General features: G+C 70.2%; 13 protein-coding genes. 6 read left to right on the top strand and 7 right to left on the bottom strand.

The window, feature by feature from the left end; translation table 11 throughout:
* Positions 1-17 precede the first annotated feature (17 nt).
* A complete protein-coding gene (locus RALTA_RS19225; RefSeq protein ID WP_041232484.1) occupies positions 18-1,373 on the bottom strand; it encodes a uracil-xanthine permease family protein in 1,356 nt (451 codons plus the stop codon).
* Between the two features lie 302 nt (positions 1,374-1,675).
* Here RALTA_RS19225 and sorA point away from each other — a divergent pair, with 302 nt between their 5' ends.
* The 4 genes from sorA to RALTA_RS19205 all read left to right on the top strand — a co-directional run bounded on the left by sorA (position 1,676) and on the right by RALTA_RS19205 (position 4,575).
* Positions 1,676-2,947 carry a SorA family sulfite dehydrogenase catalytic subunit gene (sorA, locus tag RALTA_RS19220; protein WP_012355557.1) on the top strand — a complete coding sequence of 424 codons (1,272 nt, stop codon included), beginning with the start codon at positions 1,676-1,678 and terminating at the stop codon, positions 2,945-2,947.
* Between the two features lie 10 nt (positions 2,948-2,957).
* Positions 2,958-3,614, top strand: coding sequence for a SorB family sulfite dehydrogenase c-type cytochrome subunit (sorB, locus tag RALTA_RS19215; RefSeq protein ID WP_012355556.1), 657 nt, complete (start codon positions 2,958-2,960; stop codon positions 3,612-3,614).
* Positions 3,615-3,743: 129 nt separating this feature from the next.
* The gene (locus RALTA_RS19210) at positions 3,744-4,100 is read left to right on the top strand and encodes an ArsR/SmtB family transcription factor (protein ID WP_012355555.1); all 357 of its coding nucleotides are present in this window, start codon (positions 3,744-3,746) and stop codon (positions 4,098-4,100) included.
* Positions 4,090-4,575: an SRPBCC family protein gene (locus RALTA_RS19205; RefSeq protein WP_012355554.1), complete on the top strand. Its 486-nt coding sequence runs from the start codon at positions 4,090-4,092 to the stop codon at positions 4,573-4,575. The genes RALTA_RS19210 and RALTA_RS19205 overlap by 11 nt, the downstream gene beginning before the upstream one ends.
* Positions 4,576-4,698: 123 nt before the next feature.
* Here RALTA_RS19205 and RALTA_RS19200 read toward each other — a convergent pair whose 3' ends face one another.
* From RALTA_RS19200 to RALTA_RS19175, 6 genes are all read right to left on the bottom strand, one after another.
* Positions 4,699-5,724, bottom strand: coding sequence for a porin (locus RALTA_RS19200; protein WP_041232483.1), 1,026 nt, complete (start codon positions 5,722-5,724; stop codon positions 4,699-4,701).
* A 57-nt stretch (positions 5,725-5,781) separates the two neighbouring features.
* A complete protein-coding gene (locus RALTA_RS19195) occupies positions 5,782-6,786 on the bottom strand; it encodes a Bug family tripartite tricarboxylate transporter substrate binding protein (RefSeq protein ID WP_050976548.1) in 1,005 nt (334 codons plus the stop codon).
* A gap of 102 nt (positions 6,787-6,888) precedes the next feature.
* Complete coding sequence (locus RALTA_RS19190; RefSeq protein WP_012355551.1) at positions 6,889-8,034, bottom strand: acyl-CoA dehydrogenase family protein; 1,146 nt, start codon at positions 8,032-8,034, stop codon at positions 6,889-6,891.
* 43 nt (positions 8,035-8,077) lie between these two features.
* Complete coding sequence (locus RALTA_RS19185) at positions 8,078-9,310, bottom strand: acyl-CoA dehydrogenase family protein (protein WP_012355550.1); 1,233 nt, start codon at positions 9,308-9,310, stop codon at positions 8,078-8,080.
* Between the two features lie 12 nt (positions 9,311-9,322).
* Positions 9,323-9,997 (bottom strand): enoyl-CoA hydratase/isomerase family protein, encoded by a 675-nt coding sequence (locus RALTA_RS19180; RefSeq protein WP_012355549.1) that lies wholly within the window; start codon positions 9,995-9,997, stop codon positions 9,323-9,325.
* A complete protein-coding gene (locus tag RALTA_RS19175) occupies positions 9,994-11,226 on the bottom strand; it encodes a CaiB/BaiF CoA transferase family protein (protein ID WP_012355548.1) in 1,233 nt (410 codons plus the stop codon). Before RALTA_RS19175 ends, RALTA_RS19180 begins: the two co-directional genes overlap by 4 nt.
* A 198-nt stretch (positions 11,227-11,424) precedes the next feature.
* On the opposite strand from RALTA_RS19175, the gene RALTA_RS19170 reads away from it, so the two are divergent.
* Both RALTA_RS19170 and RALTA_RS19165 read left to right on the top strand, forming a co-directional pair.
* Positions 11,425-12,357, top strand: coding sequence for a LysR family transcriptional regulator (locus RALTA_RS19170; protein ID WP_012355547.1), 933 nt, complete (start codon positions 11,425-11,427; stop codon positions 12,355-12,357).
* Positions 12,358-12,712: 355 nt separating this feature from the next.
* Complete coding sequence (locus tag RALTA_RS19165) at positions 12,713-13,966, top strand: alkyl sulfatase dimerization domain-containing protein (protein ID WP_012355546.1); 1,254 nt, start codon at positions 12,713-12,715, stop codon at positions 13,964-13,966.
* Positions 13,967-13,987 lie beyond the last annotated feature (21 nt).

Here is a 13,987-nt window from a genome sequence, read left to right as displayed (position 1 = left end):
CAAAGCAGGGTTCGCGGTCAGTGCGTGGCGGCGGCATCGTCGCGCGCGATCGCGCCCGTGTCAGCCGTCGCGGTGCGCAGACCCGTATGGAAAAACAGGAAGTTGAGCAGCGCCGCGGTGATGGCGCCCATCGCCACGCCATTGCCCACCAGGATGCGCAGGTTGGCCGGCAGGCCGCCATAGATGCCCGGCACCAGGATCGGCAGCAGGCCCACGGCCAGCGCCACCGCCACCACATACATGTTGGCGTGGTCGCGCAGGTCCACCTTGCGCAGCATGTCGATGCCCATGGTGCCGACGATGCAGAACACCACCAGTCCGGTGCCGCCGACCACGGCTTCGGGGATCGCACTGATCAGCGACGACACCGGCACCAGCAGCCCGAACGCCACCAGGATCGCGCCCGACATCGCCGTGACAAAGCGCGAGCGCACGCCCGTCGCCCGCACGATGCCGATGTTCTCGCCACTGGTGATGATCAGCGAGGTGCCGAACATCCCGCCCAGCAGCGAGGTCAGCGCGTCGGCGCGGATGGTGCGCGGCACGTCGCGCTGCTGGTCCACCGGCCGGCCCACGGCATCGCTGATCGCCAGCGTCTGCCCGGTAGCCTCCACCATCGAGATCACGGCGAACACCATCAGCGGGATCGCCGCCACCACGTCGAAGGTGGGCCAGCCGAACGGCAACGGCGTCGGCAACGCCAGCACCGGCGACATCGACACCTGGCCGACGTGGAACGCGCCGGTCAGCCCCGCCACCAGCGCACCGCCCAGCAGCCCGAGCAGGATCGCCAGCTGCGCCAGCATGCCGCTGAGCCAGCGCGACGCCGCCACGGTGCAGGCGATGGTGGCAAAGGCCAGCAGCAGGTTGAGCGGATCCACCGCGCTGCCCGCGGCGGGGTGGCCGGCGACCAGCTTGCCCGACACCTGCGCCAGGTTGATCGCGACCAGCAGCAGCATGGTGCCGACCACCACCGGCGGGAAGTACTGCAGGCAGCGCCGGAATACCGGCAGCACCAGGAAGTAGAACACCCCGGTCAGGATCACCGCGCCGGCCGCGGTCTGCACGTCGGTCTGCTGCGCGATCAGGATGAACAGCACGATCGGCGCGCCGCCGGGCAGCATCACGAACGGCAGGCGCGCGCCGATGCCGCGCTTGCCCAGCGACTGCAGCAGCGTGCCGAGGCCGCAGATGACAAAGGTGGCGCTCAGCAGCTGCACTGCCAGCGCGGGCGGGAAGTTGAGCGCCTTGCTCATCAGGAAGACCGACGCGATCGGCGACGCGGCCATGACTAGTACGTGCTGAAGCCCGAAGACGAACAGGCGCCGCCATGGCAGCCGTTCATCCACCGGCGCGGGGTCGGGATGGGACATGCTTTGCTCCTCGTTTGGTGTGGCGGGCGTTATGCCGGTGGCCCATTGGCCACTGGCTGCGTCTGTGCGCAATTCGCCGCAGATATTATCGATTTCCGCTAACAAAAACGTTTTGGTAAGTGTAGGGAAACCGAATTTGCGATGCAAGCGGTTTTGTCGGGGCGGTGGCAGTGGTCTTCCCCTATATCGAATAAATCGATAACGACTAGCAGCAAAACCCGTTTCACAACTTGATGAGCCGGCGTCAAAGTATCCGCCACAGCGCCGTGCGCGCCACAACACGCCCCGAAGGAGACGCCCCCATGCGAAACAAGAACCGTCCGGCGCCATCCGCCGACAACGACCGGCCGCTGGCATCGCGGCGCCGCCTGGTGCAAGGCGCGAGCCTGCTTGCGCTGGGCGCATCGCCGCTCGGCGCGCTGGCCGCGCAGGCTGCGCGTGCGACCGATGGCGTCACGCTGGCCGACGGCCCGCGCCCCCTGGTGCGCTATCCGGGCAAGCGTCCGCTGGTACGCGTGAGCACACGGCCGCCGCATCTGGAAACGCCCTTCTCTGCGTTCAACGAGGGGCCGATCACCGCCAACGACGCGTTTTTCGTGCGCTACCACCTGGCCAACCTGCCGCTATCGGTGGACCTGGCCACTTACCGGCTGAGCGTCGACGGCCACGTCGGCAAGCCGCTGAAGCTGTCGCTCGATGAACTGAAGCGGCTGGCCGAGCCGGTCGACGTCGTCGCCGTGAACCAGTGCTCGGGCAACAGCCGCGGCTTCTCCGAGCCGCGCGTGTTCGGCGCGCAGCTGGCCAACGGGGCGATGGGCAACGCGCGCTGGACCGGCGTGCCGCTGCGCAAGGTGCTGGAGCACGCGGGCGTCAAGGCCGGCGCCAAAGTGGTGACCTTCAACGGCATGGATACGCCGGTGCTGCCAGGCACGCCGGACTTCCGCAAGTCGCTCGATATCGCCCACGCGATGAACGGCGAGCCGCTGCTGGCATGGGGCATGAACGGCGAAGACCTGCCGCTGCTCAACGGCTATCCGCTCAAGCTGGTGGTGCCGGGCTACTTCGGCACCTACTGGATCAAGCACCTGCACGAGATCGAGGTGCTCGACCACCCGTTCGAGGGCCATGATGCGTTTTTCATGACCAAGGGCTACCGCGTGCCGGACAACGATTGCCAGTGCGTGGCCCCCGGCACGCCGGCAGCGAAGACGCGGCCGATCTCGACGCTGGCCGTGCGCAGCTTTATCACCAGCGTGGAAAGCGGCGGCAGGCTGCCGGCCGGCCGCGCCGTCGAACTGAAGGGCATTGCCTTCGACGGCGGCTCCGGCATCCGCGCGGTTGAGGTTTCGGTCGATGGCGGGCAGAACTGGCAGGCCGCGAAGCTTGGCGAAGACCTGGGCCGCTTCTCGTTCCGCGCATGGCACCTGCCGGTGAAGTTCGCGCGCAAGGGACCGGCGGTGCTGATGGTGCGCGCCACCAGCAACAACGGCGAAACCCAGCCGGCAAAAGCCAACTGGAACCCCGCCGGCTACCGCCGCAATGTCATCGAAGCCACGCCGGTCACCATCGCCTGAGGAACGCGCCATGAAAGCAACCATCGCCCCCGCGCTGCTGGCGCTCGTGCTGCTCGGTGCCGGCCATGCCGGCGCCGCGCCGCAGGACATCAAGCTGCCGGCGGAGAACGTCAAGCTCAAGCCGGCAAAACTCCCCGGCTACGGCATCGCCACGCAGAAATGCGCAATCTGCCATTCGGCCGACTACGTCTCGTACCAGCCGCCCGGGCTGACGCTGGCGCAGTGGACCGCCGAGATGAAGAAGATGCAGCAGGCCTATGGCGCGCCGATCGACGATGCCGAGGTCGAGCAGCTCGGCGCCTACCTGGCGGTGGCCTATGGCTCCGCAAAGATCAAGGACCCGGAGATCGTGGCCATCGCGCAGAAGGCCGGCAAGCCGGCGGTTGCGCAGGCCGCGCCGGCGGCGACTGCCACGGCGGTGGATGTGCAGGGCCTGCTGGCGAAGAACGCCTGCCTGAGCTGCCACAGCGCCACGCAGAAGATCGTCGGTCCGGCCTATCACGAGGTCGCGGTCCGCTACAAGGGCGACCCGCAGGCGCAAGCCAGGCTGGAAGCCAGCATCCGCGGCGGCAGCAGCGGCAAGTGGGGCGCGGTGCCGATGCCGCCGTTCGCCGGCCTGAAGCCGGACGAAGTGAAGGCCCTGGCGGCATACGTTCGCCAGCAATAGGCTCAAACGCACGGCCCTGGCTGCAAGGCGCCCCGGCTGGTCCGGGGCGCCTTGCATTTTGGCCTTGCAAGTTCCGGCTGGCTCCCTATACTTAGCCGCGTGGCTAACCATTGTGCCGAGTTTGCAGACGTGTCCCAGGCTGTCGATCTTGCCTCGCTCTCCGGCGTGTTCTATGCGCTGGCGGATCCGACCCGCCGCGCCATCGTCAGCACGCTCGGGCGCGGGCCCGAAACGGTGTCGGCGCTGGCGGCACCGTTCGCGATGGCGCTGCCCTCGTTCATGAAGCACCTGCAGGTGCTGGAGCGCAGCGGCCTGATCCGCTCGCGCAAGACGGGGCGCGTGCGCACCTGCGAACTCGTACCGCAACCGCTGTCCGACGCGCAGCAATGGCTGGCCGACCAGCGCGCCCTGTGGGAGGCCCGTACCGACCGCCTGGCGGCTTTTGTCGAAGCCCTTCACCAAGAGGAACAGTCCCATGACGAATGAAAACGCCGCCGGCCCGGAAAGCCAGGACCTGGTCATCTCGCGCTTGCTCAAGGCCCCGCGCGCCAAGGTCTGGCGCGCCTGGAGCGATCCGCAGCTGCTCAAGCAATGGTGGTGCCCCAAGCCCTGGACCACCGAGGTCCGCGCCTTCGACATGCGCCCCGGCGGCGCCTTCCATACCTTCATGCAAGGACCGGACGGCGGCACCAGCGACAACCCGGGCTGCTTCCTCGAGATCGTGCCGATGGAGAAGATCGTCTCCACCTCGGCGCTGGTCGCAGGGTACCGGCCCGGCACGCCATGGCTGTCGATGACCGCGGTCATCACCATGGCCGACGAGGGCGACGGCACCCGCTATATTGCGCGCGTGATGCATCCCGATGAGGCTACGCGCAAACAGCATGAGGAAATGGGGTTTTATGAGGGCTGGGGGATCTGCATTACGCAGCTGGATGAGTTTGCGCAGCAGTTGAAGTAACTGGCATGGCTCGGGCCGCCTGCGCGCTCGCGGTTTGCTCCCCTCTCTCACTTCGCGGGAGAGGGGAGCGTATGCAAGCGGCGGCGCCTTTCAATGACGCTCCCGGTTGCTACGCGCAGCCTGTCAAAACCGATGCCGCAACCCCACGCTCACCGACTTCGCATCATCCCCACTACCCGGGTCAATCACGATGCTGTTGTTGCTCACGCTGCCGCCGGGGCTGTTATGCACCAGCACCGCCCGCACATAGGCGGTGGTGCGCTTGCTCAGGTCATGGTCCCACCCCAGCGTCACCGCCAGCGGCCGCTGGCCGCCGCCCAGGATCTGGCGCTTGAGTGCGGCGGCCTTGAAGGTGTCGCGCTGCGTCACGTTCCAGCTGAAGGTCACGCCGTAGTGGCGTGCCGAGCGGGTCTCGGGCCGGTCGCTGCTGGCGGCGCTGTACAGCAGGCCGATCTCCACCGGCTTGAAGCGATAGGAGCCGCCGACGAAATGGTTGGAAGTCAGCGTCGGTTCCACCGGCACGTTGGCGCCCGAATACATCCCCTGGTAGGAGTAAAACGCGTAGACGTTGCCGGCCTCGTAGGTCGCATTCATGCCGAAGTTCAGCCCTGAGCGCGCCGACCCCGGCACCTCGCCCGGCGCCACCGCGGCGCCGAAGGAAAAGCCGCCCCACTTGGGCGAGAAATACTGCACCGCGTTGTCGAAGCGGGCGCCGTAGGCCACGTGCCCGGTGCCCTGCGATGCGGTTGCGCTCAGCAGGTTGAACGGCGACACCGCGCCGTTGAGCAGGAACGGATCCAGCCGCAGCAGCGCATAGAACGACGGCGTGTATTGCCGCCCCAGGCGGAACTCGCCCCAGTTGCCCGACAGGCCCAGATAGGCCTGCCGGCCGAACAGCCGGTTGTTGCCGAAGAATTCCGTGCCGGTGTCGATATTGAACCCCGACTCGACCAGGAAGTTGGCCTTGAGCCCGCCGCCGAGGTCTTCGATGCCGCGGATGCCCCAGCGCGATGCGGCCTGCTGGCCTTCGCGCATGCGCACCACGCTGTCGGAGCCTTTGGCGTATTCGATCGATGCGTCGACCACGCCAAACAACTGCATGGTGCCGGCCGCGGCATTGCCCGCGGCCAGGGCCACGCCCATCGCCATCCACTGTGTTGCCTTCACGCTCTCTGTCTCCCGTCCTCGTTGTTGTGTGTGTCGGCCCTACTTCGCCTGCAGCCCCGCCACCTTCACCACCTCGCCCCATGCGGCCAGGTCGGCGCTGAGCAGCTTGCCGAGGTCGGCCGGGCTCGACGGCGCGGCCGGCTGCAGGTTCATCGCGGCGAATTTGGCGCGGTCGGCCGGGTTCTGCAGCATGCGATTGACCTCGGCGTTGAGCCGCTCGACGATCGGCGCGGGCACGCCCTTCGGTCCGAAGATGGCGACCCAGCTCGCCTGCTGGAACGGCACGCCCTGCTGCGACATGGTGGGGACGTCGGGCGCGGTCAGCAGGCGTTCCGGGCCGGACACCGCGATGCCGCGGATGCGGCCGGACTTCAGGTGCGGCACCGACGAAATGGCATCGGTCATGCCGATGGTGACGTGGCCCGCGGCCAGGTCGTTGCTGCACTGAGTCGCGGTCTTGTACGGGATGTGGCGCAGGTGAATGCCGGCATTCGCCTTCAGGTATTCCATGGCCAGGTGGCCGCCGGAGCCAACGCCCCAGGAGCAGTACGCCAGTTCCGTCTTGCTGCTTCTGGCATACGCGATCAGCTCCTGCAGGCTGCGCACCGGCACCTCGGCGCTGACCGCCAGCAGGTTGCCGCCGGGCTGGCTGGGCCGCGCGATCGGCGTGAAGTCCCTGACCGGGTCGTACGGCAGCGACGGCGTGGTCCATGGGTTCACCGTCATGGTCGCGGCATAGGTGAACAGCAGCGTGTAGCCATCGGGCGCGGCGCGCGCCACGGTCTCGCTGGCGATGATGCCGTTGGCGCCGGGGCGGTTGTCGACCACCACCGGCTGCTTCAGCCCCGCGGTCAGGCGCTCGGCCACCAGCCGCGCGGTCTGGTCGGTCACGGTGCCCGCGCCCGACGGCAGCACCATGCGGATCGGCTTGCTGGGGTAAGGTGCCTCGGCGTGCGCGCTGGCGGCGCCCGCCAGGACCAGCGCCGCGGCCAGGGCCGCGCGCGTGGCGCGCGCCTTGCGGGCGCGATTGTGCTGGCTGCTCATATTGCTGTCTCCGTTGCGGCGCATTGGCCGCGCATGCCGGTACGTTGCCGGCGTGTCGTCAGCAGGCGCGCCGGCGGTCCCGGGCGCCCGCGCTGAACCGGCTCAGGCCTGCGCCTGCGCCGCGTGATCGAGTGCCGCCAGCCGCTCGTAGTGCCAGTCGGCGTCGCCGAAGAGGTTGGCGTGCGCCGCCAGGCGCTTGTAGCAGTGGCCGACTTCGACCTCGTCGGTCATGCCGACAGCGCCGTGCAGCTGCACCGCGTCCTCGCCCAGCGCGCGCCCGGCCTCCGAGACAAAGGCCTTGGCATGCGAGACCGCGCGCATGCGTGCCACCGCATCGCCCTGCAGCGCGTCGGCCGCGGCTTCGGTGATGGCACGTGCCTGCTCGACGCTGACATAGAGGTCCACCAGCCGGTGGCGGATCACCTGATTGGCGGTCAGCGGCCGGCCGAACTGCTCGCGCGTCGCCAGGTAGTCGCGGGTCAGGTCGAACGCGCGAGACATGGTGCCGACGGCTTCGGCACAGGCCATCACGGTGGCGCGGTCGATGGCGGCCTCCACCATTGGCCAGGCACCGTCGCGCAGGCCGATGCGCGCGCGGTCCGGCACCACCGCGCGGCGCAGCGTCACGCTGGCGGTCTGGCGGCCGTCGTAGGTCGGCAGCGCCTCGACGCTGACGCCGCGCGTCTCCGCCGGCACCGCGAACAGGGTCAGGCCATGACGCTCGCGACGCTGGCCGCCGGTGCGCGCGAGCACCAGCAGCAGGCTGGCGCTGCCGCCGCCCAGCACCAGCGTCTTGCGGCCGTCCAGCGTCCATTGCCCCGCCGCGTCGGCCTGCGCCGTAGTGCTGATGTCGAAGGCGTCATAGCGCCCTTGTGTTTCCCATGCGGCCAGCGCCAGCATGGCGCCGCCTTCGGCCATCGCCGCCGCGGCGGCCGCGTGCGCGGGGTCGTCGCAGACGGCCAGCAGCGGCGCGCACAGCGCGGCATTGGCCAGCCACGGCTCGGCCGGCTGGGCGCGGCCCAGTTCTTCCGCCAGCAGCGCCTGGTCGGTGGCGTTGCCCAGGCCGCCGCAGGCTTCCGGCAAACCCAGCGCCAGCCAGCCCATCTCGGCAAACGCCCGCCAGTGCGTGCGCGAGAAGCCATCGGGCCCGGCCAGCGCGGCGCGGCGCTGCTCGAAGCCGTAGCCGCGTTCGACATAGCGCCGCACGCTGTCGCGCAGCATGCGGCGATCGTCCGTTGCATCGCTCATCTGTTCGTGTCCTTATGCAGAGGTTGCAGCCACCGTGGCCGCGCTACAGGCCCAGCACCTGCTTGGCCAGCAGCTCGTGCTGGATCTCGCTGGAGCCGCCGGCGATGGTGTAGCCGCGCGTGACGAAGCGGCGCGCCGACGCCGCGGCGGCGTAGGCGGAGCGCCCTGGTTCCGGCGCGGCGGGCTCGAAGTGCGCGGCACGGTCATAGGCCAGCGTGTCCGGCCCCAGTGCATCGACCGCAAGGTTCTCGATGTCCTGGATCAGCCGGCTGCCCAGCAGCTTGAGCATGCCGGTCTCGGGCCCCAGCGCCTGTCCAGCGCGCGCCTGCCGGCGAAAGCGCAGCACGGTGGCCGCCAGCGCCTCGAGCCGCACCTCCAGCGCGCGCAGCCGGCGCGCGAACCACGGGCGCTGCAGCAGCGGCTGGCCACCCTCTTCCAGCTCCGCGCCGATGGCGCGCACCTTGGCCAGGCGGCGGCGGTTCTCGGCTACGCGCGCGAGGTTCAGCCGCTCGTGCTCGAGCAGCGACTTGGCGATGGACCAGCCGGCGTTCTCGTCGCCGACGCGGTTTTCCACCGGCACTTCCACCTCGTCGAAGAACACCTGGTTGAACAGGTGCCAGCCATGGATGCCGACCAGCGGCCGCACGCTTACGCCGGGGCTGCGCATGTCGATCAGCAGGAAGGTAATGCCCTGCTGCGCGCGCGCCTCGGTATCGGTGCGCACCAGGCAGAAGATCCAGTCGGCGTACTGCGCGTACGAAGTCCAGATCTTGCTGCCGCTGACCACGTAGACCTCGCTGCCGTCGGGCCGGGTCCTGCGCACCGCACGCGTTTTCAGCGAGGCCAGGTCCGAGCCGGCGTTGGGCTCGGAATAGCCCTGGCACCACCAGTGCTCCTGGTTCAGGATGCGCGGCAGGAAATGCTGCTGCTGCGCCGGCGTGCCGTAGCGGATCAGGATCGGCCCGATCATCTCCAGGCTGATGCCGCCGCTCTCGGGTGCGTGCGCCAGTACCAGTTCCTCCTGGAACACGGCGCGGCGCTCGGCGCTCCAGTCACAGCCCTGCCAGGCCGCAGGCCAGTGCGGCACCAGCCAGCCGCGCCGCGCCAGCCGCTGCTGCCAGTCGACCAGCTCCTGCTTGCTGACCTCCAGCCCGAGGCGGACTTTCTCGCGAACGGCATGGGGCAGCGCGTGCGCGACGAACGCGCGCACCTCGGCGCGGAAGGCCTGCAACGAGGCCTCGTCGTCGGCCATGTCAGGGGTATGGGGATCGGTCATCCGTGTCTGTCCTCAAGTGTTGCCGTGGCGGGCAGCGCTGGCCGCGCGCATGCCGCCCTTGATCGCGGCCACGCCATCCGCCGGAAAGCCGCCGATGGTGGCGGCCAGTCCGCGCGCGCGGTCCAGCACCTGGGTGTCGTCGACCATCTCGGTGGCGATGCCAAGGCGCAGCAGTTCGGGCGCGGGCACGCGGTCGCCCAGCAGGCACAGGCGCGCGGCCACGGCTTCCGCATGGCGCAGCGCCAGCCACTCGGCATTGCGCGGCGCGGCCATGCCCAGGCGGATCTCGCCGATCTGCAGGAAGGCCCCCGCGCCGCACACCAGCAGGTCGCCGGCCAGCGCCAGCGCCGCGCCGCCATTGATGGCATGGCGCTCGAGCGCCACCACCCAGGCCTTGCGGCTGTGCCGCAGGCCCTGGTGCACGCGCTCCCACACCGGCGCGAACGCCGCCAGCCCGCCGGCTTCGACCTGCAGCGCCTGCAGGTCCAGGCCGGAACAGAAGCCGCCGTCGGCGCCGCGCAGCAGCACCGCGCGCACGCTGTCGTCGGCGGCCAGGGTCTCGATCGCGTCGCCGAGCGCGCGCGCCAGCGCCATGTCGATGGCATTGCGGCGCGCGGGGCGGTTCAGCACCAGTTCGGCCCAGCCGGCGTGGCGCTGCAGCAGGACGGCAGGCTGCGGCGCGTTCATGCCGCCTCCTGCGCGACGTGTTCCATGCCGATGTGTCCGGCACGCGCCATGGCATCGATCTCCGCGGCCCCGTAGCCCAGTTCCGTCAGCACCTCGGCGGTATGCTGGCCAAGCCGCGGCACCGAGGGCACGCCGCCCGCAGGCAGGCCTGCCATGGTGAAAGGCAGTCCGGGCAATTCCAGCCGCCCGCCCTCGCCGTCGTCGACCGGCCGCATGATGCCGCTGGCGCGCACATCGGCGCTGGCGCTGACCTGGTGGTAGTCGCGCACCACGCCCACCACCACCTGGTGGCGTTCGAGCAGCGCGCGTGCGGCATCGCCGCTCAGGTGGCGCATGGCGTCGTGCAGGATCGACAGCAGCGCCGCACGGTTCTGCACCCGCAGTGCGTTGCTGGCAAAGCGCGCGTCGTGCGCCAGCGCCGGCTGGCCGATGGCTTCGCACAACCGCGTCCAGTGTTCGTCGAGATAGGCCGACAGCACGATATGCCCGTCGGCCACCGCGATCACGTCGGCCGCCGGCGCCGCCTTGGGCTGGCTGTTGCCGCTGCGCACCGGCAGCGCGCCGGAGCACTGGTACTCGGCCCACAGCTGGGCCTGCAGCTGCACGCCCACCGACAGCAGCGAGGTCTCGATGGTCTCGCCGGCGCCGGTGCGCTCGCGCCGGAACAGCGCCGCCAGGATGGCATTGGCGGCCGCCAGCGCGGTGGCCGCGTCGATCAGCGCGAAGCCGGCCTTGAGCGGCTGCCCGCCGGCCTCGCCGGTCACCGACATCATGCCGCTTTCCGCCTGCGCGGCGATATCCAGCCCGGGCCGCGTGCGCGACGGCCCGCGCGTGCCGAAGCCGCTGATGGAAGCGTGGATCAGGCCGGGACGCGCGGCGCGCAGCGTGGCGGCGTCCAGCCCCAGCGCTTCCATCACGCCGGAGCGGGTGTTGTGCAGCACCACGTCGCTGGCCAGCGCCAGCCGCCGCGCCGCATCCAGCCCGCCGGGCGTGCGCAGATCCAGTGCGATGCCGCGCTTGCCGCGGTTGTAGGCCAGGAACATCGGGCTTTGCGGGCTGGTGCCGTCGAAGCGCCGCGCGCTGTCGCCGCGCAGCGCCTCCACCTTGACCACGTCCGCGCCCAGGTCAGCCAGCATCATGGCCGCGCCCGGCGCCGCGATGAACTGCCCGAACTCCGCCACGCGTATGCCTGCCAGCGGCAGGTCTTGCCGTGTTGCCGTGCTCGCCATGTGGTTTCACTCCCCGAAGAAGCCGGCGCGGCCGGCGGTTGGCGTCGATGTGGAGCGATCATGCGTGAGCACCGCGCATCACGGCAGATGCCAAAACGGCTGCGGTGCAAACCGTGGGTTAGCACCCCGGGTTATCTCGAACCCCGCGGATTGCCGCTATGCTGGGACCCCCTGGCTATCGTCTGAACGGGACTCTCCATGCGCCTGAACCAACTGCAGGACTTCATCGCCGTGGCCGAGCACGGCAGCATCCGCGCCGGCGCGCGCGCCCGCGACGTATCGGCGCCGGCACTCACCAAGAGCATCCGCCAGCTCGAGGAAGAGCTGCACGTGCCGCTGCTGACCCGCACCACCCGCGGCGTGGTGTTGTCGCGCTATGGCGAGGCCTTCCTGCGACGCGCGCGCCTGATCGCCACCGAAGCTCGCAAGGCCAGCGACGAGATGCGGCAGATGCTGGGCGCGCGCAACGGCGTGGTGCGCGTGGGCGCCACCGGCGGTCCGGCGCACCTGCTGCTGCCGGCGGTGCTGACGCGCTTCCGCGCCCAGCATCCGGACGTGCTGGTCTGCATCGACAGCGGCGTCTATCCGATGCACCTGGACGATCTGCGCGCGGGGGTGATGGACATGGCGGTCAGCCCGGTGCCGGACGAGGGCATCGAGCGCGAGTTCACCTGCGAGCCGCTCTACAACAACGATTCGGTGGTGGTGGCGCACCGCGAGCACCCGCTGCGGCATGCGCGCCGCCTGCGCGAGCTGGTGGGCTCCGACTGGGTGCTGACCGGCCAGCGCATGCAGGGCCCGGGCGCCGCCATCCTCGATGCCTTCCGCGAGCACGACCTGCCGCTGCCGCGCGTGGCGGTGCGCTGCGACACCATCGGTATGATCCAGTCGCTGCTGCAGGACCGCCACCTGCTGTGCATGCTGCCGCGCCAGCTGGTGCCGGGCCAGCTGGCCGCCGCCGGGCTGGTGCCCTTGCCGATCGAAGACCCGCTGCCCAGCCACCGCGTCAGCCTGATCTACCGCGCCGATTCGCCGATGACGCCGGTCGCCGCGCAATTTGCCACGCAGCTGCGGCGCGAAGTCCACTACCTGACCCACCTGCCCGACAGCCCGCTGCGCCGCCCGGCCTGAGCGCAAATGCCGTTCAGTTAACGCCCGTCCAATCACTACCGTCATTCCCGCGCAGGCGGGAATCCAGCGTCTTTGAAAGTCACTGGGTTCCGCCTTCGCGGGAACGATCCCTTCACTGAACGGCATTTCCCGCCTGGCGCGCGTTAGCGCAGCGCGCGGCTGCCGGGAACTGCCAGCAGCGGCACGGTGCTAACCAGCGGTTTACACCTGAAATTCTCAAACCGGCGCCGTGCCGCCCCGGTGCTGGCTTTGCGGCCGGTACGCCGCGGTGCGGCCGGATTTTCCCCAATCCCTGCGCGGCGCCTTCTTGCCTGACAGTGGCACCGGACACCAACCGGATAGCAGGGAGGCAAGCATGCAGGACATCGAAGACCGGCCGTCGGCGCTGGTCACGGGCACGGGGATCGACAGCGCCGGCGACGGCGTCTGGCTGCTGCACGGGCAGGGCCAGAGCTTCGTTGCCGATATCGGCGACGGCCTGCTGGTGGTCGACAGCGGCCCCGGCGGGCGCATCACGCGGGGCATGATCGAGGCGCTGCGCACGCAGACCAGCCTGCCGGTGCTGGCGATCTGCTACAGCCACGGCCATATGGGCTACAACGCCGGCCTGCAGCAATGGCTGGACCACGCCGCCGCGCGCGGCGAGCCCTCGCCGCGCGTGCTGGCCCACGTCAACGTGCTGGCGCGCCAGGCGCGCTACCGCGAGACCGAGCGCATGCAGCAGCGCATGGCCGAGATCCAGTTCCGCCAGCCGGCCGGCGCGCTGGCGGGCAAGCTGGCCCAGGTGGCGCCCACCGAGACCTTTGCCGACGGCGTGACGCTGGGCCACGGCGATCGCCGCGCCGAAGTCCTGTGGGCGCCGTCCGAGACCGACGACGCCGTCGCCGTCTGGCTGCCGGGCCGGCGGGTGCTCTACGGCGGCCCCGCGGTGATCGACTCGATCCCCAACATCGGCACCCCGTTCCGCACCATGCGCGACACCGTGCGCTGGGCCGATACGCTCGAACGCCTCGCGGCGCTGCAGCCGCTGGCAGTCGTGCGCGAGTTCGGCGCCACCGTGCAGGGCGAAGCCGAATGCCAGCGCGTGCTGGGCGAAACCGCGCGCGCCCTGCGCTGGCTGCGCGCCGAGGTGGTGCGGCTGATGAACGCCGGCTGCAACGAGCGCCAGATGCTGGCCGCGCTGCAGCCACCCGCGGCGCTGTTCGACCAGCCCTGGATGCGGCCCACCTATGGCGATCCCAGCTACATCGCGCGCGACATCTACCGCTCGGAGAACGGCTGGTGGGACCGCAACGCAACCACGCTGCACCCGGCGCCACCGCAGCAGGCCGCGGCAGAGATCGCCGCCGCCGTGGCCGACCACGGCGCGCTGCTGCGCCACGCGCAGGCCCTGGCCGAGCGCGGCGATACGCAACTGGCATTGCACGTGATCGACGTGCTGGCACTGGCGCCGGACCAGACCGCGACCGTGCGGGAGGCGCGCCGGCTCAAGGCAACGTGGCTGCGCCAGCGCGCCGCGCAGGTGCGCAGCTATGTGTCGCGCAGCCTGTACGGCGCGGCTGCCGATGCGCTGGAGAGCGAGGCGCCGGACAACTTCGGCCTGCACTAGCAAGCCTTCTGCACCAGGGAG

Source organism: Cupriavidus taiwanensis LMG 19424 (genome assembly GCF_000069785.1).
Classification (GTDB): Bacteria; Pseudomonadota; Gammaproteobacteria; order Burkholderiales; family Burkholderiaceae; genus Cupriavidus; species Cupriavidus taiwanensis.
This window is presented reverse-complemented; position numbering and strand designations above follow the sequence as displayed.